Origin of the sequence: Kitasatospora sp. NPDC048298 (genome assembly GCF_043201465.1) — a bacterium.
GTDB lineage: Bacteria > Actinomycetota > Actinomycetes > Streptomycetales > Streptomycetaceae > Kitasatospora.
The window spans coordinates 165,026-186,810 of the sequence record NZ_JBICYZ010000007.1 but is presented as its reverse complement, the minus strand read 5'-3'; the positions used below and the strand labels follow the sequence as shown (position 1 = coordinate 186,810).

General features: G+C 71.2%; 19 protein-coding genes. 8 read left to right on the top strand and 11 right to left on the bottom strand.

The window, feature by feature from the left end; translation table 11 throughout:
• Window positions 1–64 precede the first annotated feature (64 nt).
• The 7 genes from ACGF0D_RS08965 to ACGF0D_RS08935 form a co-directional block, all read right to left on the bottom strand.
• Entirely contained in the window at window positions 65–475 is a 411-nt protein-coding gene (locus tag ACGF0D_RS08965; protein ID WP_392914420.1) for a cytidine deaminase, read from the bottom strand.
• Window positions 472–1,737 carry an ABC transporter permease gene (locus tag ACGF0D_RS08960; protein ID WP_392867130.1) on the bottom strand — a complete coding sequence of 422 codons (1,266 nt, stop codon included), beginning with the start codon at window positions 1,735–1,737 and terminating at the stop codon, window positions 472–474. Before ACGF0D_RS08960 ends, ACGF0D_RS08965 begins: the two co-directional genes overlap by 4 nt.
• The gene (locus ACGF0D_RS08955) at window positions 1,734–2,894 is read right to left on the bottom strand and encodes an ABC transporter permease (protein WP_392867132.1); all 1,161 of its coding nucleotides are present in this window, start codon (window positions 2,892–2,894) and stop codon (window positions 1,734–1,736) included. Before ACGF0D_RS08955 ends, ACGF0D_RS08960 begins: the two co-directional genes overlap by 4 nt.
• Before the next feature lie 3 nt (window positions 2,895–2,897).
• A complete protein-coding gene (locus ACGF0D_RS08950; protein WP_392868739.1) occupies window positions 2,898–4,424 on the bottom strand; it encodes an ABC transporter ATP-binding protein in 1,527 nt (508 codons plus the stop codon).
• A 346-nt stretch (window positions 4,425–4,770) separates the two neighbouring features.
• Window positions 4,771–5,832, bottom strand: a complete 1,062-nt coding sequence (locus ACGF0D_RS08945; RefSeq protein WP_392914419.1) for a BMP family protein — start codon at window positions 5,830–5,832, stop codon at window positions 4,771–4,773.
• Between the two features lie 258 nt (window positions 5,833–6,090).
• Window positions 6,091–7,344 carry an amidohydrolase gene (locus ACGF0D_RS08940; RefSeq protein WP_392867138.1) on the bottom strand — a complete coding sequence of 418 codons (1,254 nt, stop codon included), beginning with the start codon at window positions 7,342–7,344 and terminating at the stop codon, window positions 6,091–6,093.
• A gap of 212 nt (window positions 7,345–7,556) precedes the next feature.
• Window positions 7,557–9,146, bottom strand: coding sequence for a methylmalonyl-CoA mutase (locus ACGF0D_RS08935; protein ID WP_392914418.1), 1,590 nt, complete (start codon window positions 9,144–9,146; stop codon window positions 7,557–7,559).
• A 134-nt stretch (window positions 9,147–9,280) separates the two neighbouring features.
• Between ACGF0D_RS08935 and ACGF0D_RS08930 the strand changes: the two genes are divergently transcribed.
• From ACGF0D_RS08930 to ACGF0D_RS08900, 7 genes are all read left to right on the top strand, one after another.
• On the top strand, window positions 9,281–10,036 hold the full coding sequence (locus tag ACGF0D_RS08930) for an SDR family oxidoreductase (protein WP_392867144.1): 756 nt from the start codon (window positions 9,281–9,283) through the stop codon (window positions 10,034–10,036).
• A gap of 74 nt (window positions 10,037–10,110) precedes the next feature.
• Entirely contained in the window at window positions 10,111–11,760 is a 1,650-nt protein-coding gene (locus tag ACGF0D_RS08925; RefSeq protein WP_392914417.1) for an alpha/beta hydrolase, read from the top strand.
• Window positions 11,761–12,040: 280 nt separating this feature from the next.
• Window positions 12,041–12,526: a 2-oxo-4-hydroxy-4-carboxy-5-ureidoimidazoline decarboxylase gene (locus ACGF0D_RS08920; RefSeq protein WP_392914416.1), complete on the top strand. Its 486-nt coding sequence runs from the start codon at window positions 12,041–12,043 to the stop codon at window positions 12,524–12,526.
• A 295-nt stretch (window positions 12,527–12,821) separates the two neighbouring features.
• Complete coding sequence (sdhC, locus tag ACGF0D_RS08915) at window positions 12,822–13,202, top strand: succinate dehydrogenase, cytochrome b556 subunit (protein ID WP_316523755.1); 381 nt, start codon at window positions 12,822–12,824, stop codon at window positions 13,200–13,202.
• An 8-nt stretch (window positions 13,203–13,210) separates the two neighbouring features.
• Entirely contained in the window at window positions 13,211–13,702 is a 492-nt protein-coding gene (gene sdhD / locus ACGF0D_RS08910; protein WP_392914415.1) for a succinate dehydrogenase, hydrophobic membrane anchor protein, read from the top strand.
• A 38-nt stretch (window positions 13,703–13,740) separates the two neighbouring features.
• On the top strand, window positions 13,741–15,483 hold the full coding sequence (gene sdhA, locus ACGF0D_RS08905) for a succinate dehydrogenase flavoprotein subunit (RefSeq protein WP_392914414.1): 1,743 nt from the start codon (window positions 13,741–13,743) through the stop codon (window positions 15,481–15,483).
• Window positions 15,483–16,256: a succinate dehydrogenase iron-sulfur subunit gene (locus ACGF0D_RS08900; protein WP_224277932.1), complete on the top strand. Its 774-nt coding sequence runs from the start codon at window positions 15,483–15,485 to the stop codon at window positions 16,254–16,256. The genes sdhA and ACGF0D_RS08900 overlap by 1 nt, the downstream gene beginning before the upstream one ends.
• Before the next feature lie 64 nt (window positions 16,257–16,320).
• On the opposite strand, the gene ACGF0D_RS08895 is transcribed toward ACGF0D_RS08900, so the two are convergent.
• Both ACGF0D_RS08895 and ACGF0D_RS08890 read right to left on the bottom strand, forming a co-directional pair.
• Window positions 16,321–17,934 (bottom strand): hypothetical protein, encoded by a 1,614-nt coding sequence (locus ACGF0D_RS08895; RefSeq protein ID WP_392914413.1) that lies wholly within the window; start codon window positions 17,932–17,934, stop codon window positions 16,321–16,323.
• A 92-nt stretch (window positions 17,935–18,026) separates the two neighbouring features.
• The gene (locus ACGF0D_RS08890) at window positions 18,027–18,284 is read right to left on the bottom strand and encodes an SCO4848 family membrane protein (protein WP_392867160.1); all 258 of its coding nucleotides are present in this window, start codon (window positions 18,282–18,284) and stop codon (window positions 18,027–18,029) included.
• Between the two features lie 136 nt (window positions 18,285–18,420).
• On the opposite strand from ACGF0D_RS08890, the gene ACGF0D_RS08885 reads away from it, so the two are divergent.
• Window positions 18,421–19,641 (top strand): D-alanyl-D-alanine carboxypeptidase family protein, encoded by a 1,221-nt coding sequence (locus ACGF0D_RS08885; RefSeq protein ID WP_392914412.1) that lies wholly within the window; start codon window positions 18,421–18,423, stop codon window positions 19,639–19,641.
• Between the two features lie 27 nt (window positions 19,642–19,668).
• Here the strand turns inward: ACGF0D_RS08885 and ACGF0D_RS08880 are convergent, their stop codons facing one another.
• Together ACGF0D_RS08880 and ACGF0D_RS08875 are read right to left on the bottom strand one after the other, a co-directional pair.
• Window positions 19,669–20,670, bottom strand: a complete 1,002-nt coding sequence (locus ACGF0D_RS08880; RefSeq protein ID WP_392867166.1) for a YihY/virulence factor BrkB family protein — start codon at window positions 20,668–20,670, stop codon at window positions 19,669–19,671.
• A 46-nt stretch (window positions 20,671–20,716) separates the two neighbouring features.
• The gene (locus tag ACGF0D_RS08875) at window positions 20,717–21,715 is read right to left on the bottom strand and encodes a glycosyltransferase family 2 protein (RefSeq protein WP_392914411.1); all 999 of its coding nucleotides are present in this window, start codon (window positions 21,713–21,715) and stop codon (window positions 20,717–20,719) included.
• Window positions 21,716–21,785: the final 70 nt, after the last annotated feature.

Genomic DNA, 21,785 nt, shown 5'->3' with positions numbered 1-21,785 from the left:
GTGTCGCGAGATGACCGGGTTCCGGCCCACTCGCGACACTCTACGCGCGTAACAGAAAGGGAAGCTAGAGCCGCTCCGGCCCGAACGCGTCGGGCAGGACCTCGCTCATCGGCTTGATGCCCGAGGGCAGTTCGACCAGCAGCCCGGGACCGCCGTGCTCGTACAGCAGCTGGCGGCAGCGCCCGCACGGCATCAGCAGCTCGCCGGCGCCGTCCACGCAGGTGAAGGCGACCAGCCGGCCACCGCCGGAGGAGTGCAGCGCGGACACCAGCCCGCACTCGGCGCACAGCGCGAGCCCGTACGAGGCGTTCTCCACGTTGCAGCCGGTGACCACCCGGCCGTCGTCCACCAGCGCGGCCGCGCCGACCGGGAACCCGCTGTACGGCGCGTACGCGTGGCCCATGGCCTCGCGCGCCGCCGAGCGCAGCAGCTCCCAGTCGATCGCGGACGGCGCCGCGGCCGCGGAGGCGGTCACTTGCCCTGGCCCTTGCGGTAGATCTGGCCGTCCGCCTTCGGCATCCGCAGTCGCTGCGAGGCCAGCGAGAGCACCACCAGGGTGATCACGTACGGCGTGGCGACGATCAGCGGGCGCTGCACCTCGTCGGTGAGCGAGTACCAGGCGATCAGGCCGCCGGCCACCACGAAGGAGATCACCGTCGCGGTGTACTTGCGGCGGTACAGCTGCCACAGCGCGAGCAGGATCATCGCGATGCCCACGGTCAGGATCAGCACGTGCACCGACTCCGGGTCGCGCAGCTGGAGGCTGTCGGTGAAGCCGAACAGGCCGGCGCCCATGGCGAGGCCGCCGGGCATCCAGTTGCCGAAGATCATCGCCGCGAGGCCGATGAAGCCGCGGCCGAGGGTCTGGCCGTCCTTGTAGAAGTGCGCCGCGACCAGCGAGAGGTACGCCCCGCCGAGGCCGGCGAAGGCGCCGGAGGCGACGACCGCGAGGTACTTGTACTTGTAGACGTTGACGCCCAGCGACTCGGCGGCGGTCGGGTTCTCACCGCAGGAGCGCAGCCGCAGGCCGAACACCGTGCGCCAGAGCGCGAAGTAGCTGACCACGATCAGCGCGCCGGCCAGCAGCACGACCACCGAGATGTTGGTGACCAGGCCGCCGAGCACGCCCGCGATGTCCGAGACGAAGAACCAGTGGTGGCTCTCGATGTCCTTCAGCCAGGAGGACAGGCCCGGGATGGTGATGTACGGCAGCGGGTCCGCCGGCGGGGACTGGTTCTGGCCGGCACCGACCGAGATGTAGTCCTTGTAGTAGATCCGGTTGACGTACGCGCAGATGCCGGGGATCAGCAGGTTGATGCCGACGCCGGAGACGATGTGGTCGACGCCGAAGGTGACGGTGACGACCGCGTGCAGCAGACCGCCGAGCGCCCCGCCCAGCATGCCGGCCAGCAGGCCGACCCACGGGTTGACCAGGTAGCCCGCCCAGGCACCGCAGAAGGTGCCGGCGACCATCATGCCCTCGAGGCCGATGTTGACCACACCGGCCCGCTCGGACCAGAGACCGCCCAGACCGGCCATGCCGATCGGCACGGCGGCGCTGAGCGCGGCGGTGACCTGCCCGGAGGAGGTCAGCGAGTGGTTGCCGGTGGCCATGCCCACGGCGGAGAACAGCACCAGGGCGCCCGCGATCAGCAGGAGCACCACCGGCCAGGACAGCTTGCGCTTCTTCGCGGGTGCGCCCGACGCCTTCGGACGGGCAGCCGTTGCCGTGCTCATGCGGACACCTCCTTCTTCTCGTTGGCCGCGGCAGCCTGGGCGGCGAGCTGGGCGCCGACCTTCTGCTGCTGGCGCTTCAGCCCGTAGCGGCGCACCAGCTCGTACGCGACGACGACGCAGATGACGATGGTGCCCTTCATGACGTCGACGATCTCGAAGGGGAAGCCGCCCTTGAGCGGCAGCTGGGAGCCGGCGGCGTCCAGGAAGGCGAACAGCAGCGCCGCGAAGGCCATGCCGATCGGGCTGTTGCGGCCGAGCAGGGCGATCGAGATGCCCAGGAAGCCCAGGCCGGGCTGGAAGCTCTGGCCGAAGTAGTACGAGTTCTGCATCAGCTCGGGCAGGCCGATCAGACCGGCGATCGCACCGGAGACCGCCATCGAGATGATGACCATCTTCTTGACGTTGACGCCGGAGGCGGTCGCGGCGGACTCCGAGCGGCCGGTGGCGCGCAGGTCGAAGCCGAAGCGGGTGCGGGTCAGCACGACCTGGAAGACCACGCCGACCAGGGCGGCGACGAAGATGAAGCCCCAGAGGGTGCCACCGTTCGTCTCGAACGCGAAGAAGTGGCTGGACTGCGAGATCGGCTCGGTCTGGATCGAGTTGCTGGTGCCGCTGACCTTCGGCGCGAATATGCCGGGGACGAGCAGCAGACCGATGATCGCGACCGCGATCGAGTTCAGCATGATGGTCGAGATGACCTCGCTGACGCCGCGGTAGACCTTCAGCAGACCGGCGATGCTCGCGTACAGGCCGCCGACCAGCATGGCGGTGACCAGCAGCAGCGGGATCTGGAGGAAGGCCGGCAGGTCGAGCTGGGCGCCGACGAAGGCCGCGAACAGCGCCGCGACCTTGTACTGGCCCTCGACGCCGATGTTGAACAGGTTCATCCGGAACCCGAACGCGGCGGCCGCGGCGGCCAGGTAGTACGTGGTGGAGCGGTTGAGGATGTTCACCTGGCCGTCCGCCTTGGTGGCGTACGTGATCATCACGTCCCAGGCGTCGAACGGGTTCTTGCCCGAGGTCGCCAGCAGGACGGAACAGATCACGACGGACAGCAGGACGGCGAGCACCGGCGCCGCCAGTGCGAGCACGATCCGCTCACCGCTGAACCGCTGCGCCAGGCCGGGCTTGGCCGCGGCGGGGTTGGGACTGGTCATGGGTTACTCCCCCGCCTGCGGGTCGTCGGCGGTGTCGGTGGGCTGGTGCCCGGCCTCGGCCTCGGTGCCCTCGGCCGCGATGGCCTGCGCCTCGGCGACGGCCTCCGGCTCGGACTCCAGGTGGCCGCTGGCGGCACCGGTCATCGCGGTGCCGAGGTCCTCGGCGGTGACGGTGGCCGGGTCGGCGTCGGCGACCAGGCGGCCGCGGTAGATCACCCGGATGGTGTCGGACAGGCCGATCAGCTCGTCCAGGTCCGCGGAGATCAGCAGGACGGCCAGGCCGGCCCGCTGGGCGACCCGGATGTGCTCCCAGATCTGCGCCTGCGCGCCGACGTCCACACCGCGGGTGGGGTGGGCGGCGATCAGCAGCTTGGGCTGGTGGCTCATCTCGCGGCCGATGATCAGCTTCTGCTGGTTGCCGCCGGAGAGCGAGGCCGCGGTGACCTCGATGCCGGGGGTGCGGACGTCGTACTGCTCGACGATCCGCCAGGTGTCCGTACGGGCGGCGGCCGGGTCCAGCAGCACGCCCTTGGAGTTGGGCGCCTCGGTGACGTGGCCGAGGATGCGGTTCTCCCAGAGCGGGGCCTCCAGCAGCAGGCCGTGCTTGTGGCGGTCCTCGGGGATGTAGCCGATGCCGGCCTCACGGCGGGCGCGGGTGAGGCTGCCGGAGAGGTCCTTGCCGTCCAGGGTGACGGTGCCGGCGTTCAGCGGCAGCATCCCCATGACGGCCTCGACCAGCTCGGCCTGGCCGTTGCCCTCGACACCGGCGATGCCGAGGATCTCGCCCTTGTGGATGCGCAGCGAGATGTCGTCCAGGACGACGCGCTCGATGCCCTCGGCGTCGGTCTTGGCGATCCGCAGGTCCTCGACGTCGAGCATCACGGTCTCGGTGACGGTCGACTCGCGGCTCTCCGGGGAGGGCAGCTCGGCGCCGACCATCAGCTCGGCGAGCTGGCGGGCGGTGACGGCCTTCGGGTCGGCGTCGCCGACCGTGGTGCCGCGCCGGATGACGCTGATCGCGTCGGCCACCGCCAGCACCTCGTGCAGCTTGTGCGAGATGAAGATGACGGTGACGCCCTCGGACTTGAGGTCGCGCAGGTTGTCGAAGAGCGCGTCGACCTCCTGCGGGACGAGCACGGCCGTGGGCTCGTCGAGGATCAGGATCTTGGCGCCGCGGTACAGCACCTTGAGGATCTCGACGCGCTGGCGGTCGGCGACGCCGAGGTCCTCGACCAGGGCGTCCGGGCGCACGCCCAGGCCGTACTGGTCGGAGATCTCCTTGATCTTCGCCTTCGCCTTGGCGCCGATGCCGTGGAGCTTCTCGCCGCCGAGGACGACGTTCTCCCACACCGTGAGGTTGTCGGCGAGCATGAAGTGCTGGTGCACCATGCCGACGCCGCGGGAGATGGCGTCACCGGGGGTGTTGAACTCGCACAGCTCGCCGTTGATCGCGATGGTGCCCTCGTCCGGCTTCTGCATGCCGTAGAGGATCTTCATCAGCGTCGACTTGCCGGCGCCGTTCTCGCCCATCAGGGCGTGCACGGTGCCGGTGCGGACGGTGAGGTTGATGTCGTGGTTGGCCACGACACCCGGGAAGCGCTTGGTGATGCCGCGCAGTTCGACGGCCGGTGTCGCCGTCCCCGCGCTGGGGGTGCCGTCCTTGCGCAGGGGGACGGGGTCGGATGCGGTGATGGCGATCTCCTGGTGGTCTGGAGGCGCGTCGTTGCGCACGGAGGGCCAAGGGGGAACGTGGAGACGGAACGGGGCCCGGGGGTACGCGTTGAGCGCACCCTTCCGGGCCCCTCCCGTGAACTGTGTGGTTGCACCGCGCTGCCGGGCAGGCGGCAGGCGCTGCGGCGTCCGGGACGCGCGGTCGTTACTGGGCGGCCGGCGCGGTCGGGATCGTGGTGGCGCCGGACTTGATCGCGTCGGCGGCGGCCTTCAGCTTGTCCTGGATGTCGTCGATCTTGCCGCCGGTGGTGGCGAGCGAGACGCCGTCGGCCTTCAGGTCGAACAGCTTGACGCCGGTCGGGCTCTGGCCCTGCTTGACCGACTGGATGTACGAGAACACCGCGGTGTCGACGTTCTTGACCATCGAGGTCAGGATGCTGCCCTTGTACTTCGCCAGGGCCGGCTGGCTGGCCTGGTCGGAGTCGACACCGATGGCCAGGGCGCCCTGCTTGTTGGCGACGGCCTCGATGGCGCCGTTGCCGGAGGAGCCGGCGGCGGTGTAGATGACGTCCGCGCCCTTGTCGAGCTGGCCCTGGGCGGCCTCCTTGCCCTTGTCGGGCGAGGAGAAGCCGGTGAAGTCCGGCGGGGTGGTCAGGTAGGTGGTCTCGACCGCCATGTTCGGGTCGACGGACTTCACACCCGCCTTGAAACCGGCCTCGAACTTCTTGATCAGCTCGGACTGCACACCGCCGATGAAGCCGACGTGCTTGGCCTTCGACTTGTTCGCGGCGGCGACACCGGCCAGGTACGAACCCTCCTGCTCGGCGAAGAGCAGCGAGGTGACGTTGGCCGGCTGGTCCTTGTCGTTCGAGTCGATGATCGCGAACTTGACGTTCGGGTTGTCCTTGGCGACCTTGTTGACCGCCGGCTGGTACACGAAGCCGACCGCGATGATCGTCTTGTAACCCGCGTCGATCAGGTTCTTGAGGCGGGTCTCCTTGTCGGCCTCGGCCTCGCCCTGCTTGGCCTCGGCCTCGGTCACACCGACGCCCAGCTCGGACTTGGCCTTGTCGAGGCCACGGGCGGCGGAGTCGTTGAACGACTGGTCGCCACGGCCACCGATGTCGTAGGCCATGCCGACCTTGAGCGAACCGTCGCCCGAGCCGGAGGAGGAGGTGTCGGTGCTCTTTGCGCCGCAAGCGGCGAGCGAGGCCATGCCCAGGGAACCCGAGAGCACAACCGCGGCGAGCTTCATTGAACGGCGCAAGGGGATATCTCCTTCTACACGCAACCGTTTGGCGTGGTCGGACGCCACCGTAACGCGCGTAGAACACGGTTGTGTTACGGGGTGCCAGAGCATTCGGGTTGTTATCAAACCGTGGTCTGATGTTCTTCCTGAGGCTCTATCCCATGCGCGGACGGTGATCCGGGGGGTCGGTTCGCCCAGTTTACGGAACCGTTCCTGCACCCCCGGATCCGGCCGTTTCCACCCCCCTCGCGGGCCGCGCCGACCCCGGATCCGCCGTCAGCTGCCGTCCGCCTCCAGGGCCAGCGCCGAGAACAGCTCCACGCCGATTCCGATCGCCCGTTCGTCCACGTCGAACCGCCCCTGGTGCAGGTCCCGGACGGTGGGGTCGCCGGGGGCGCGGACGCCGAGCCGGGCCAGCGCGCCCGGGGCGTGCTCCAGGTACCAGGAGAAGTCCTCGCCGCCCAGGCTCTGCTCGGTGCCCTCCACCACCACGGCGCCGTCCCCGCCGAAGCGGTCGTTCATCGCCTCGTCCAGCAGGGCCACCGAGACCGCCTCGTTGACCACCGGCGGCACCCCGCGGTGGTAGTCCAGCGTCCACTTGGCCCGGTAGGTCTCGGCCAGCTTGGCGATCAGCTCGTGCAGCAGGTCCGGCGCCTCGCGCCAGCCGTCCAGCTCCAGGCAGCGGACGGTGCCCTCCAGCTCGGCGTGCTGCGGGATCACGTTGGGCGCGGAGCCGGAGGCGATCCGCCCCCAGACCAGGCTGACGCCCCAGCGCGGGTCCATCCGGCGGGCCAGCGCGCCCGGGAGGTCGGCGGCCGTCTTGGCGACCGCGGTGACCAGGTCGGTGGTCAGGTGCGGACGGGCGGTGTGCCCGCCGGGGCCGTCCAGGTGGAGCACCAGGCGGTCGCAGGCCGAGGTGATCGCCCCGACCCGCAGCGCGATCCGGCCGACCTCCACCTTCGGGTCGCAGTGCACCGCGAAGATCCGCCCGACGCCCGCCATCCCGCCGGCCTTGATCACGTCCAGCGCACCGCCCGGCATGACCTCCTCGGCGGGCTGGAACACCAGCCGGACGGGGCGGCGCAGTTCGCCGGTGCGGACGGCCTCGGCCAGCACCAGTCCGGTGCCGAGCACCACCGAGGTGTGCACGTCGTGGCCGCAGGCGTGGGCCCGGCCGGGGACGGTGGAGCGGTACGGCACGTCGGTCTTGGCGTCGTCGATCGGCAGCGCGTCGATGTCGGCGCGGAAGGCCAGGAACTCCGTCCCCGGGGTGGTGCCGGGCGGCACGATGTCGACGAGCAGACCGGTACCGCCGGGCAGCACCCGGGGTTCGAGGCCGGCGGCCACCAGCCGGTCGCGCAGCAGCCCGGTGGTACGGAACTCCTGGCGGCCCAGCTCCGGGTGCCGGTGCAGATCACGGCGGAAGGCGATCAGCTCGGGCTCCAGCGCCCGGACCCGCTCGCGCAGATCGGCGGCGGGACGTGCGACGGCGAGAGTGGCGCCCGGCTGAGCGGGCTCAGGACGGTTCATCTCCCCAATCGTAGGCCTGTTGGGGGGATTTGGCCCGACTTCCGGAAAATTAGTCCCCGGATGGGCGCATACCGGCCGGACACGTGGGTATGACATCTTGTTTCAGCCGCCTTCCCCGGGTTGCGTGCCCTGTGCAACGACCACCCGCGCCGACGGTCACGGCCACCACCCCCGGGGCGAAACCGGCAGGTTGACGGCCGTTCAGCGGGACGTCAGAAACGCTCCACCGGGGAGTACGTCCCCCACACCCCGCGCAGCGCGTCGCACACCTCGCCGACGGTGGCCCGGGCGGCCAGCGCCTCCTTCATCGGGTACAGCACGTTCCCCGTCCCCTCGGCGGTGCGGCGCAGCCCGTCCAGCGTCCGGGTGACGGCGCCGGCGGAGCGCTCGGCCCGCAGCCGGGCCAGCCGCCGCGCCTGCCGCTCCTCGATCGCCGGGTCCACCCGCAGCGGCCGGTACGGCTCCTCGGTGTCCGACCGGAAGCGGTTGACGCCGACCACGGTCCGCTCCCCGGAGTCGGTCTCCCGCTGGAGCCGGTAGGCGGTGCGCTCGATCTCGCCCTTCTGGTAGCCGCGTTCGATCGCGGCCACCGCGCCGCCCTGCTCCTCGATCCGGTCCATCAGCGCCCGGGCGGCGGCCTCCAGCTCGTCGGTGAGCGACTCGACCGCGTAGGAGCCGGCGAACGGGTCGACGGTGGCGGTCACGTCGGTCTCGTGCGCGAGCACCTGCTGGGTGCGCAGGGCGAGCCGGGCAGCCTTCTCGGTGGGCAGCGCGATCGCCTCGTCGAAGCTGTTGGTGTGCAGCGACTGGGTGCCGCCGAGCACCGCGGCGAGCGCCTGCACGGTGACCCTGGCCAGGTTGACCTCGGGCTGCTGGGCGGTGAGCTGCACCCCCGCGGTCTGGGTGTGGAAGCGCAGCATCTGCGAGCGCGGGTCCCGGGCGCCGAATCCGTCCCGCATGATTCTGGCCCAAATCCTGCGCGCGGCGCGGAACTTGGCCACTTCCTCGAGAAGGGTCGTGCGGGCCACGAAGAAGAACGAGAGCCGCGGGGCGAAGTCGTCCACGGCCATCCCGGCGGCGAGCGCGGTGCGGACGTAGGCGATGCCGTTGGCCAGGGTGAAGGCGACCTCCTGCGCGGGATCGGCCCCGGCCTCGGCCATGTGGTAGCCGGAGATGGAGATGGTGTTCCAGCGCGGGATCTCGGCCCGGCAGTACCGGAACACGTCGGCGACCAGCCGCAGCGAGGGCTGCGGCGGGAAGATGTAGGTGCCGCGGGCGATGTACTCCTTCAACACGTCGTTCTGGACCGTGCCGGTGAGCGCCGCCGGCGCCACCCCCTGGGCCTCGCCGACCAGTTGGTAGAGGAGCAGAAGCAGCGCGGCGGGCGCGTTGATGGTCATCGAGGTGGAAACCCCGCCGAGCGGGATGCCGTCGAACAGCTCGGCCATGTCCTCGACGACGTCCACGGCGACGCCCACCCTGCCCACCTCCCCGGCGGCGAGCGGGGCGTCCGAGTCGTAGCCCATCTGCGTGGGCAGGTCGAAGGCCACCGAGAGGCCGGTGCCGCCGCCCGCGATCAGCTGCCGGTAGCGGGCGTTGGACTCGGCGGCGGTGCCGAAGCCCGCGTACTGGCGCATCGTCCAGGGGCGGCCGGTGTACATCGTCGGGTAGACGCCCCGGGTGTAGGGGTACTCCCCCGGCCGGCCCAGGCGGGCGCCGGCGTCCCAGCCGGCCAGGGACTCGGGGCCGTACAGCGGCTCGATCTCGAAGCCCGACTCGGCGCGGCGCGGTTCGGCTGCCATGGGGGTCCTCCGGAGATGGGGATCGGGTCCTCGCACTATCGGGGTCCCCGCGGCGCGGAGGGCGACCGGCCCGCCGGGGCGGCGGCGCGGTTGAGATGATCGGGTGAACGACCGACGAGCCCCAGGGAGTGGCAATGACCGAGCAGAAGGTGGCCGTGGTCACCGGTGCCAGCAGCGGAATCGGCGCGGCGACCGCCCGCCGGCTGGCCGCCGAGGGCTTCGACGTGGTGCTGACCGCCCGCCGCACCGACCGCGTCGAGGCGCTGGCCAAGGAGATCGCCGACCGGGGCGGGTCCGCCCGGGCGGTCACCCTGGACGTCACCGACCGGGCCGCGGTGGACGCCTTCGCGGCCGCGGTCGGCCGGGTGGACGTCCTGGTGAACAACGCCGGCGGCGCGATCGGCGCGGAGACCGTCGAGCAGGGCGACCCGGCCGACTGGCGGGCGATGTACGAGGTGAACGTGCTCGGCGTGCTGCACGTGACGCAGGCCCTGCTGCCGGCCCTGCGGGCGACCGGCGACGGCACGGTGCTGGTGCTCTCCTCGACCGCCGCGCTGGCCGCGTACGAGGGTGGCGGCGGGTACGTCGCCGCCAAGCACGCCGCGCACACCATCGCGGCCACCCTGCGGCTGGAGCTGTGCGGGGAGCCGATCCGGGTGATCGAGATCGCGCCCGGGATGGTGAAGTCCGAGGGCTTCGCGGTCACCCGGTTCCGCGGCGACGAGGAGAAGGCCGCCGCGGTGTACGCGGGCGTGGCCGAACCGCTCACCTCGGAGGACATCGCGGACACCGTGGCGTGGGCCGTCACCCGGCCGTCGCACGTGAACATCGACCTGCTGGTGGTCCGCCCCCGGGCGCAGGCCGCCAACCACAAGGTGCACCGCGGCTGAGCCGGACCGGGCGGGCGGCCCGGGGCCGGGGGGTCAAGATCGAACACGTCACCCCCCGGTGGTACACACGTGCGATGAGAACCTTCCGGGCCGCCCGCCCACGGGTGCTGCTGACCGCCCTGGCGGCAGGCACCCTGCTCCTCACCTCCGCCTGCGACGACGCCGCCAAGCCAGCCCGGGAGCAGGCCGCCGGCACCACCGCGCCCGCCGCCGCGACCCCCGCGGCCGCCCCCACGCCGACGCCCAAGCCCACCGGCGAGGCCGACCCGGCACTCAAGCCCTTCTACGGCCAGCAGGTCGCCTGGGCCGACTGCCCGGCCGACCCGCAGGCCCAGAAGGCCAAGATCGACATATCCGGGATGCAGTGCGGCAAGCTGCACGTCCCGCTCGACTACGCCAACCCCGCCGTCGACGCGCTCGACATCGCGCTGATCAAGTACCCGGCCGCCAAGCCGGAGCAGCGGATCGGCTCGCTGATGGTCAACCCCGGCGGCCCCGGCGAGTCCGGCGTCGGAATGGTCAAGTTCGGCGCCAAGCAGTTCGCCGGCACCGTGCACGACCGCTTCGACGTGATCGGCTTCGACCCCCGCGGCACCGGCGACAGCTCCCCGGTCGTCTGCTACGACGACAAGCAGCACGACGCCCTCAACCAGACGGACGCCCCGCTCGACCCGGCCACCCGCAGGGCCGAGCACGTCAAGCAGGCCACCGAGCACGCCGCCGCCTGCCAGGCCAAGGCCGGCAAGCTGCTGCCCTTCGTCGGCACCCGCAACACCGCCCGCGACCTGGACGTGCTGCGCGCCGCGGTCGGCGACAAGCAGCTCAACTACCTCGGCATCTCCTACGGGACGTACCTCGGCGCGCTCTACGCCGAGGAGTTCCCGAAGAACACCGGCCGGCTGATCCTGGACGGCGCCGTCGACCCCGGCCAGGACCGGCTCGACCACGGGGTCGACCAGCAGGTCGGCTTCGAGAAGTCCTTCGAGCGCTTCGCCGTCGACTGCGTGGAGAACCACGCCGACACCTGCCCGCTCGGCAAGGACGAGACCAAGGCCGCCAAGAAGGCCGCCGATTTCCTCGACGGGCTGTACGACCACCCGCTGACCACCAAGGACGGCCGCAAGCTCGGCCGCGACCAGGCCTGGACGGGCACCATCTCGCTGCTCTACGGCGACGAGAAGACCTCCTGGGAGTACCTGCGCAACTCCCTCGGCTGGGCGATGATGCGAGGCAAGGGCGACTACCTGCTGGCCTTCGCCGACGACTACAACGGCCGGGACGAGAACGGCCACTACAGCCCGCTGGACGAGGCCAACAGCGCGATCAGCTGCGCCGACTCCGCCCGCCCCGCGCCCACCCCCGAGCACGCCAAGGCCGCCGTGGACCGGCTGCTCGCCGAGGCGCCGCTGATCTCCAAGGGCGTCACGGTGGACGACTACAGCGAGGCCGGCTGCGCCTACTGGCCGTTCAAGACCACGGAGACGCCGCACGCCGTCCGGGCCGAGGGCAGCGCACCGATCCTGGTGGTCGGCACCACCGGCGACCCGGCCACCCCGTACGCCTCCGCCGAGGCGCTGGCCAAGGGCTTCGCCAACGCCACCCTGCTCACCCGGGTCGGCGAGGGCCACGGCGCCTTCGGCCGGGGCAACTCCTGCGTCGACGAGGCCCTGGCGGCCTACCTGACCGCGGGCACGATGCCGGCCCCGGGCACCCGTTGCGGCTGAGCCTGCGCAGGTGGGGGAGGGCGCGCTGACGCAAGAGCGTCAACATCACAACTTGATAGCTCGTCCGGATGAATTCGGCGCGCGCCCTCCCCAACTGATGACGGCTCAACTACCTTTGAGGCGCTGACCGACCGACGCCCGCGCGCCCCTCGCCAGCCCCCATTCCGCCTGTTCACCACCCACTCCACCGGCACCTTCCCGCCCTCACGAGGAGGACCCGCTGGCCAGCGAGATCCCGTCACAGCGGCTCGACGTCAGAACCGAGCCGACACTCCTCGGGTTGCACCGCTTCAACGAAGCCGACGCCGGCGCCGCCGAGGAGGCCCTGCTGGCCTGCTGCGGCAGCCACCGCTGGGCCCTGCGACTCACCGCGCACCGGCCCTACCCCGACATAGAGTCCCTGCTGGCCGCCGCCAGCGAGGCCTCCTACGACCTCCGCCCGGCCGACCTGGCCGAGGCGCTGGCGGACGAGAGCTGGATGCCGCAGCCGCTGGTCGGCATGCGGGCCCCCGGCAGCCAGGCCGCGCACACCGCGCTGCGGGCGGCGCACGCCGCGTACGAGGCCAGGTTCGGCCACGTCTTCGTGGTCTGCCTGGAGGGGGTCGCCCCGGAGGAGATGCTCGACACCGTGCTCTCCTCCATCCGCACCCGCCTCGCCAACGACCCGGACGAGGAGCGGCTGATCTCGGCCGACGAACTCCGCCGGATCGCCCTCAGCCGGCTGGAGCACCTGGTCGCCACCCACACGGCGGCCGCGGCCCACTAGAACTCACCCGTCCGGGTGGCTTCGCCCGCGAATCCGCCCGGACGGGTGAGTCCGGCCCTCCCGCGCCCCGCACCGTCCGGTGCGGGGCGCGAGCATGCCGTCACCCATCGTGATGATCCCGGGCTTGGTTCCCGCCCCGCTAGGCCAGAAGTGCCTGATTGATCACACCTGGGGCCCCCGGAGGCGGTTCGCAACGAGGCGTCGATAGGATGCTGGCGGCCGGTGGACCGTACCCGGCCGGGCTGACCGACACCGAAGCCGGCCGAGCCCCCAATCGCTTCCGGAGGGTTTTTCCGTGCCGGCTGGAACGCTGTACCGCGGCCGGGAAGGCATGTGGAGCTGGGTGGCTCATCGAGTCACCGGCGTCCTCATCTTCTTCTTCCTGTTCGCCCACGTCCTGGACACCGCCCTCGTGCGAGTGTCGCCGGAGTCCTACGACACCGTCATCCAGACGTACAAGACTCCCCTCGTGAACCTGATGGAGTACGGCCTGGTGGCCGCCATCCTGTTCCACGCCCTGAACGGCCTGCGGGTCGTCGCGGTGGACTTCTGGGCCAAGGGCCCGAAGTACCAGAAGCAGATGCTCTGGACCGTCGTCGGAGTCTGGGTCGTCCTGATGGCCGGTTCCTTCTACGGGATCCTCCAGCACACGCTGATCTCCTGGTTCGGGAAGTGAGCCGAGACATGTCCACGGAAATCTCCGACGCCATCGTCGTCCCGTCCAAGCAGGCGCACACCGGCAAGGGACTGGGCACCGGCAACCCGGCCGACGCGTTCGTCATCGAGCCTCCGCGCCAGCGGAGCAAGAAGACCCCGCGCCGCACCCGCACCAACTTCGAGATGCTGGCCTGGCTCTTCATGCGCCTGTCCGGCATCGTCCTGGTCGTGCTGATCCTCGGCCACCTGCTGATCATGCTGGTGCTCGACGGCGGCGTCTCCAAGATCGGCTTCGCCTTCGTGGCCGGCCGCTGGGCCTCGCCGTTCTGGCAGGGCTGGGACCTCCTCATGCTCTGGCTCGCCATGCTGCACGGCGCGAACGGCATGCGTCAGGTCATCAACGACTACGCCGAGAAGGACTCGACCCGGCTCTGGCTGAAGGGCCTCATGGGTACCGCCACGGTCTTCACCGTGCTGCTCGGCACCCTGGTGATCTTCACCTTCGACCCGAACATCTAATCGGAAATCGACAGAGGCCAGAGGCGAGTTAACCCCCCATGCAGATTCACCAGTACGACACCGTCATCGTCGGCGCCGGCGGCGCCGGCATGCGCGCGGCCATCGAGTCGACGCAGCGCAGCCGCACCGCCGTCCTGACCAAGCTCTACCCGACCCGGTCCCACACCGGCGCGGCCCAGGGCGGCATGTGCGCCGCCCTCGCCAACGTCGAGGAGGACAACTGGGAGTGGCACACCTTCGACACGGTCAAGGGTGGTGACTACCTGGTCGACCAGGACGCCGCCGAGATCATGTGCAAGGAGGCCATCGACGCCGTCCTCGACCTGGAGAAGATGGGCCTGCCCTTCTCCCGCACCGAGCAGGGCCGGATCGACCAGCGCCGCTTCGGCGGTCACTCCCGCAACCACGGCGAGGCCCCGGTCCGCCGCTCGTGCTACGCGGCCGACCGCACCGGCCACATGATCCTCCAGACGCTGTTCCAGAACTGCGTCAAGCACGGCGTCGAGTTCTTCAACGAGTTCTACGTCCTCGACCTGCTGATCAACGAGGGCAAGACGGCCGGCGTCGTCGCCTACGAGCTGGCCACCGGCGAGATCCACGTCTTCCAGGCCAAGTCGGTCGTGTTCGCCTCCGGCGGCACCGGCAAGTTCTTCAAGGTCTCCTCCAACGCCCACACCCTCACCGGTGACGGCCAGGCCCTGGTCTACCGCCGCGGCCTGCCGCTGGAGGACATGGAGTTCTTCCAGTTCCACCCGACGGGCATCTGGCGCATGGGCATCCTGCTCACCGAGGGCGCCCGCGGCGAGGGCGGCATCCTGCGCAACAAGGACGGCGAGCGCTTCATGGAGCGCTACGCCCCCGTCATGAAGGACCTCGCGTCCCGTGACGTCTGCTCCCGCGCGATCTACACCGAGATCCGCGAGGGCCGCGGCTGCGGTCCTGAGGGCGACCACGTCTACCTGGACCTCACCCACCTGCCGCCGGAGCAGCTGGACGCCAAGCTGCCGGACATCACCGAGTTCGCGCGCACCTACCTCGGCATCGAGCCCTACACGGACCCGATCCCGATCCAGCCCACCGCGCACTACGCCATGGGCGGCATCCCGACCAACGTCGAGGGTGAGGTCCTGCGCAACAACACGGACATCGTCCCGGGCCTGTACGCGGCCGGCGAGGTCGCCTGCGTGTCCGTGCACGGCGCCAACCGCCTGGGCACCAACTCGCTGCTGGACATCAACGTGTTCGGCCGTCGCGCGGGCATCGCCGCCGCCGACTACGCCAACGGGCACGAGTTCGTCGAGCTGCCCGAGAACCCGGCCGAGAAGGTCCAGGCCCTGGTCGACGGCCTTCGCGAGGGCACCGGCACCGAGTCCGTGGGGCAGATCCGCAAGGAGCTGCAGGAGAGCATGGACGCCAACGCCATGGTCTACCGCACCGGCGCCACCCTGAAGCAGGCGGTCGAGGACATCGCCGCGCTGAAGGAGCGCTACAAGAACGTCTCCATCCAGGACAAGGGCTTCCGGTACAACACGGACCTGCTGGAGGCCGTCGAGCTGGGCAACCTGCTCGACCTGGCCGAGGTGCTGGCCGTCTCCGCGCTGGCCCGCGAGGAGTCCCGCGGCGGCCACTACCGCGAGGACTTCCCGACCCGTGACGACGTGAAGTTCATGCAGCACACCATGGCGTACCAGGAGGTCGCCGCCGACGGCAGCACCTCCATCCGCCTCGACTACAAGCCGGTCGTCACGACCCGCTACCAGCCGATGGAGCGTAAGTACTGATGAGCACTCCGACCGTGGAGAAGCACTCGGCCGCTCTGGACGCGGTCGAAGCCGGTGCCGTCCAGCCGATCACCGTCACCTTCCGGATCCGCCGGTTCAACCCGGAGGAGCACCCGGACCCGGTGTGGGTGGACTACCAGCTGACGATGGACCCGAAGGAGCGCGTCCTGGACGCGCTCAACAAGATCAAGTGGGAGCAGGACGGCACCCTCACCTACCGCCGTTCCTGCGCCCACGGCATCTGCGGCTCCGACGCCATGCGGATCAACGGCCGCAACCGGCTGGCGTGCAAGACCCTGATCAAGGACGTCAACCCGGAGAAGCCGATCACGATCGAGGCCATCAAGGGCCTGACGGTCCTCAAGGACCTGGTCGTGGACATGGACCCGTTCTTCCAGGCGTACAAGGACGTCATGCCGTTCCTCATCACCAAGGGGAACGAGCCGACCCGCGAGCGCCTGCAGTCCGCCGAGGACCGCGAGCGCTTCGACGACACCACCAAGTGCATCCTGTGCGCCGCGTGCACGTCGTCCTGCCCGGTGTTCTGGAACGACGGCCAGTACTTCGGCCCGGCCGCCATCGTCAACGCGCACCGCTTCATCTTCGACTCGCGCGACGAGGGTGCCGAGCAGCGTCTGGAGATCCTCAACGACCGTGAGGGCGTGTGGCGCTGCCGCACCACCTTCAACTGCTCCGAGGCCTGCCCGCGTGGCATCGAGGTCACCAAGGCGATCCAGGAAGTGAAGCGGGCGCTGGTCACCCGCCGCTTCTGATCCCGGCCTGACGACGCGAAGGCCCCCGCCCGATCCTCCGATCGGGCGGGGGCCTTCGCGCGTCTCAGCGCAGGGCGCCGAGGTCGGTCGGCGCGGACCAGCCGCTGTACCGCACCAGGTGCCGGTCGGCCGTCACCGCCCACAGGTCGGGCAGGCCGTCGCCGTCACCGTCGCCCGCGCTGTCGAGCGTCGGGTAGGCGGCGGTGGTGAAACCGGTGGCCACCACGTTCGCCGAGGCGTCGGCGAGGGCGGAGTAGTCGAAGGTGCCGTCGGCCCGCTTGGGGATCGGGTACGCGTGCAGCTCACCGGTGGCCCGGTCACGCGCCCAGAGGGCGAGGTTCCCGGCCGCGTCCGGGCCGGGGGCGACCAGGTCGTAGCCGCCCCAGTTGCCGGAGGTAGTGAGCTTGCGGACCTGCTGGTGGCCGAAGCCGAAGTCCCCGCCGGAGTGCAGCCAGAGGTTGCCGTTCTCGACGGTCACCAGCGCCGGGGCGAAGCCGCCGGCCGCCGGGCCGAACGCGACGATCTGCTCCGCCTTCGACCAGTTGGAGGCGTAGTCCGCGGGGCAGTCCACACTCGTACCCGTCTCGTCCACGCAGTCGGTCGAGCGCGAGGCACCGCCCATGCCTCGGCTGAAGGAGCCGTAGTCGAAGTTCCGGTACAGGTCGAGGTAGCCCGAGCCGGGCTGGTGGATGAACAGGTCGTCCGAGGACGGCGCGTGGTAGTCCGTCCAGCCGCGGTGGGCGATCCGGTACGACGCCCAGCCGTTGTGGCCGGGCGAGGCGACCGCCCGGATCGTCGCGTGCGGTGTGGTGTCGGACGCGTTCGCGCTGATGTACTGCAGGTTGCCCTGCGCGTCCGGCAGCAGGAGGTCCGCGCTGCCGTCCCCGTCGACGTCGCCGAGGGTCTTCGGCGGGTTCGGGTTCGACGGGGCGAAGAAGGTGTAGGACGACGGGGTGACGTTGCCGGCGTTGTCGATCACCTGGACGTTGAGGGAGTTGGTGCCCCAGTCCATGACCTTCGCGCTGACGGTCGCCGTGCCGTCGGCCGCCGGCTTGACCGCGTCGGGCGAGTCGCAGCCGCCGACGCCCAGCATCCGGAAGCCGTATCGGATGCAGGCGACGCCGGAAGCCGTGCCGCCGGTCGGTGCCGGGTCGGCCCCCGCGAGGACGAAGGTGCCGAACTGGCCCGCGTACTTGGTGGCGGGGCCGCTCTCCGGGAAGTCGGTCGAGGAGACCGTGACGGTCGCGCCCGTGGTGTCCACGGAGAAGTGGCAGTCCGCCGACGGGGCGGAGAGCTGGGTGCCCTGGAGGGCCCAGGCGTGCCAGGCGTAGCTGTGGCCGTCCACCAGGCCGGGGACCTTGACGCTCGCCCGCTGGCCGTAGGCCTGGGCCTCGCCGGTGTACACCGGGTCCTGGGCGCCGGTGGTCTCGTCCCGGACGCTGAACCGGGCGCCGGTGCCGGTGACGTCGGCGACCAGCTGCGGGCCGTACGTGGTCCGTCCGCTCCAGAGCGGAGCCGTCGTCGGGTCGCAGGCCCTGGTGACGTAGTCACCGCCCTGCTCGGTGCCCAGGACGGCCGGTGCGGTGTCCGCCACGGCCGCCGTCGGCACCGTGAGCAGGCCCGCGGCCACCGTCGCCGCGGCCAGTGCCCCGAGCCTGCGCGCATGTGTGCTCTTCATCAAGGAATCCCCACCCTCGGTCGGCAGATCTGTTCGATACGTGCACGAGCGGTGAGGATCCTGCCAGTGGGGACTGACAGCGGCAAGGGATTTCAGTCGGTGGCCGGGGTGCGGCGCGCGGCGCGCAGGCCGCGCACGCCGATGCCGCCGACGGCGATGCCGAGGACGAAGGAGGTGACGGCGAGGAGGAGGTGGATCCAGAAGAACGCCGTGGGCTGGGAGTGGTCGCCGTCGGTGAAGGCCTGGCCGCCGGAGTCCTTCCAGAGGTTCTTCACGAAGGTCGTCCAGATGATGATCGACCAGACCCCGAAGGCGGTCAGGAACCAGGAGGTGCGACGGCTGAGCTTCATGGGGGTCCTCGGCGTGTGAAGGCGGTGTGCGTCCCCAGTATGCGCGGGCCGCCGATCGGCGTAGGGCGGGCCCCTCCTGCGGAGGACGGGCCGCGGGGGGCGGGCACCGGAGGCCGGGAGTGGGTACGGTCACCTGGTGTCCACACCCCGACTGACGTTCGCGCGCCTGTGCGCCGCGGTCACCGCGGCCTTACCGGTACTGCTCGCCGCCCCGGCGGGCGCGGCTCCGCAGCAGCCGCCCCCGTCGGCCGCGATCGGCGGCGAGCGGCTGGGGCTCCCCGGGGTGCAGGTCGCCCCGATGGCGGGCGCCCCGTCGCTGCCCGGCGATCTCACCGGGCAGTCCTGGATCGTCTCCGACCTGGCGTCAGGGGACGTCCTGGCGGCCAGCAACCCGCATCTGCGGCTGCCCCCGGCGAGCACCCTGAAGATCCTCTTCGCGGACACCGTGCTGCCCAAGTTCGACCGCAACGCGGTGCACCGGGTGGCCGACGAGGAGATCCAGGGGATCGGCCCCGGCAGCAGCCTGGTCGGTATCAAGGAGGACCTGGACTACCGGGTCGAGGACCTGTGGCGCGGGGTGTTCCTGAGCTCCGGCAACGACGCGGTGCACGTCCTGGCGCACATGAACGGCGGCATCCGGCAGACCGTCACCGAGATGCAGGCCCGCGCCGACACGCTCCAGGCACGCGACACCAGGGTGGTCTCCCCGGACGGCTACGACATGGATGGCCAGGTCTCCTCGGCCTACGACCTGTCGCTGTTCGCCCGGGCCGGCCTGCGCAACGCGGACTTCCGGACGTACTGCGCGACCCGGGACGCGATGTTCCCGGGCGCCGTCGACCGCACCACCGGCCGGCGCGGCAGCTTCGGGATCGCCAACACCGACCGGCTGCTGGGCAAGTACCCGGGTCTGATCGGCGTGAAGAACGGCACCACCACCAACGCCGGCTCGACCTTCGTCGGCGCCGCCGAGCGGGGCGGCCGCACCCTGCTGGTGACGGTGATGCACCCGGCGAGCTACCAGAAGGTCTACGACGAGACGGCGGCCCTGCTGGACTGGGGCTTCGCCGCGGCCGGCAAGGTCCAGCCGGTCGGCAGGCTGGTCGACGAGGTCCCGCCCGTCGGCGCCGCGCCGACCGCCCGGGCCGATGGCGCCGCGCCGACCGCCCAGGCCGGTGGCGCCGAGGAAACGCCCGCGCCGCCGCCCGTCGCCGCGGCAGCCGCCCCGGCGGTCGCGGCGCCCGCGGCGACGGGCGGCGGCGACGGGCTCGCCCTCGGCGGTTGGACGGCCGTGGTGCTGGCCGGGGTCGCGCTCGGGTACGGCGCGGTGGTGCTGTGGCGGCGCTCCGTCGGCTGATCCGCGGAGCCGCGAGAGGGTCCGGTCTCAGTCCTGGGGCCGGACCTCTCCGTTCGCCTTCCCGTTCCCCTTCTTCCGCCGCTCGGCCCGGGCGGCCTGCTCCGCCGCGTCCGCCTCCGCCGCCCGCTGTGCCTCGTCGGCCGCCTCCAGCAGTGCCCGCCCGTGCGCCCTGGTCCGTTCCCGGGCCGCCACCGGGTCGGCCGTCGCCGTCCAGGCCACGCAGTACATCAGCAGCCGGGAGACGAAGTTGATCCACAGCAGCAGCGCCACCGGAGTGGCGAACGCCCCGTACACGCTCCGTCCGGCGATCGAGCCCAGGTAGGAGGCGAGCAGGAGCTTCAGCAGTTCGAAGCCGACCGAGCCGATCAGCGCGCCCTGCACCAGGTCCCGGCGGCGCTGGTCGGTGATCCCGGGGAAGGGCGCCAGCAGGTAGGCGAAGAGCAGCATGTCGCACGCTATGGCGATCAGCACGCCGACCGCGGTCAGCAGGTATCCGCTGTTGAGGCCGATCGCGTCGGCGATCCGGCCGGCCAGCGTGGTCCCGGCGGCGGATGCGGCCAGCGAGAACAGCGAGACCAGGCCGAGGCCGGCCAGCACCGCCACGTCCCAGGCCTTGCGCAGCACCGGGTTGCCGTCCTCGTGGGGCAGCTGCCACAGGTCCCGGATGGAGGTGCGCATGGTGTCCACCCAGCCGAGGCCGGAGACCAGCAGCAGCGCCCCGCCGACCAGGCCGACGGTGCCCGCGTTGGACACCAGGGCGGGCAGGTCGACCGCGTCGGAGATCCCCGGCAGCTGGTCGGAGACGTGCTCCTGCAGCTCGTGCACCCGGCTGTCGCTCAGCGCCGCGGCGGCGATCGCCAGACCCACCGTGAGCAGCGGGAAGAGGGCGAGGAAGCCGAAGAAGGTGACGGCGCCGGCCAGCCGGTTGCCCCGGGCGGCGGTGAGGTACTCGTACACCAGGTACGGGCGGCTGCGCAGCACCCGGGCCACGAGCGGGCCGACGACCGGCAGGCGGGTCAGGAAGTCCACCCACCGGTTATACCGGCATGTCCCCCGAACGGGCGTCAGATCGGGTCTACCGCTTGACGAGTCGACGGGCCTTGGCGAGGGCGCGGACCGCCTGGTAGGCGCCGTAGCGGCCGTGGCTGAGCAGTTCGGTGCGCACGCCGTCCACGCCGGACGGCGGGCGGTAGCCGGCCGGCCGCAGCCGGGCGCAGTGCTCGGCGGCGCGGCGGAAGTACTCGCGGCGGTCGCCGGACGGGACCCGGCCGGGCTTGGAGACCACGGTGTTGAGGTGGTGCAGCATCCGGCCGTAGACGACCGGGCGCCAGCGCTCCAGGTCGGGGCGGCGGTCGAGGAAGGCGAAGACCAGGTCGTACTGGTCGAACACGTCGAAGTGCTTGCGGCTGGCGGTGGCCAGGATGTTGCCGCCCTCCTGGCGCTGGCGGTAGTGCACGCCGACCCGGTCGAGCAGGGTGATCCGGGCGGCGGCGAGCAGCGCCGGGTACGTCCAGGGGGTGTCCTCGTAGTAGCCGGCCGGGAAGACCAGCCGCTGCTCGGTGACGAAGCCCCGGCGGTAGGCCTTGTTCCAGACGACCTGGAGCAGGTCGAGCAGGTCGGGGCGGGCGTCGAGGTCGAAGACGTCCGGGGAGGCGGCGCCGAAGACGTGCGCGGAGGCGGCCCGGGTGATCCGGCCGTCGGCGTAGGTGCGGGCGTAGTCGTAGACCAGGACGTCCGGGTCACCCGTGGCGGTGAGCCGCTCGTCGACGTGCTTCAGCAGTCCGGGGGTCAGGGTGTCGTCGCTGTCGAGGAAGATCACGTAGTCCCCGGTGGCGACCTCCAGGCCGGCGTTGCGGGCCCGGCCGAGGCCGACGTTCTCCGGCAGGTGCAGCACCCGGATCCGGGCGTCGGCGGCGGCCGCCTCGTCCAGCATGGCGCCGCAGCGGTCCGGGGAGCGGTCGTCCACCGCGATCAGTTCGAAGTCCGGGCCGTCCTGGGAGAGCACCGAATCGAGGCATTCGCCGAGGTAGTCCTGGACCTGGTATACGGGGACGATCACGCTGAAACGGGCCACGGGCCCAGCGTAGTGGTCCCCCGGTGGGCGAGGTCCCCGGAGGTAGGATCGGGGGCGCACGTACGCACCG

Excerpts from the sequence above, each read along its gene's own strand:
- ACGF0D_RS08950 (WP_392868739.1), bottom strand. The coding sequence starts at position 4,424 with ATGGGCGAGAACGGCGCCGGCAAGTCGACGCTGATGAAGATCCTCTAC.
- sdhA (WP_392914414.1), top strand. The coding sequence starts at position 13,741 with ATGCAGATTCACCAGTACGACACCGTCATCGTCGGCGCCGGCGGCGCC.
- ACGF0D_RS08960 (WP_392867130.1), bottom strand. The coding sequence starts at position 1,737 with ATGAGCACGGCAACGGCTGCCCGTCCGAAGGCGTCGGGCGCACCCGCG.
- ACGF0D_RS08930 (WP_392867144.1), top strand. The coding sequence starts at position 9,281 with ATGACCGAGCAGAAGGTGGCCGTGGTCACCGGTGCCAGCAGCGGAATC.
- ACGF0D_RS08925 (WP_392914417.1), top strand. The coding sequence starts at position 10,111 with ATGAGAACCTTCCGGGCCGCCCGCCCACGGGTGCTGCTGACCGCCCTG.
- ACGF0D_RS08935 (WP_392914418.1), bottom strand. The coding sequence starts at position 9,146 with ATGGCAGCCGAACCGCGCCGCGCCGAGTCGGGCTTCGAGATCGAGCCG.
- ACGF0D_RS08955 (WP_392867132.1), bottom strand. The coding sequence starts at position 2,894 with ATGACCAGTCCCAACCCCGCCGCGGCCAAGCCCGGCCTGGCGCAGCGG.
- ACGF0D_RS08940 (WP_392867138.1), bottom strand. The coding sequence starts at position 7,344 with ATGAACCGTCCTGAGCCCGCTCAGCCGGGCGCCACTCTCGCCGTCGCA.
- ACGF0D_RS08890 (WP_392867160.1), bottom strand. The coding sequence starts at position 18,284 with ATGAAGCTCAGCCGTCGCACCTCCTGGTTCCTGACCGCCTTCGGGGTC.
- ACGF0D_RS08900 (WP_224277932.1), top strand. The coding sequence starts at position 15,483 with ATGAGCACTCCGACCGTGGAGAAGCACTCGGCCGCTCTGGACGCGGTC.
- ACGF0D_RS08895 (WP_392914413.1), bottom strand. The coding sequence starts at position 17,934 with ATGAAGAGCACACATGCGCGCAGGCTCGGGGCACTGGCCGCGGCGACG.
- sdhD (WP_392914415.1), top strand. The coding sequence starts at position 13,211 with ATGTCCACGGAAATCTCCGACGCCATCGTCGTCCCGTCCAAGCAGGCG.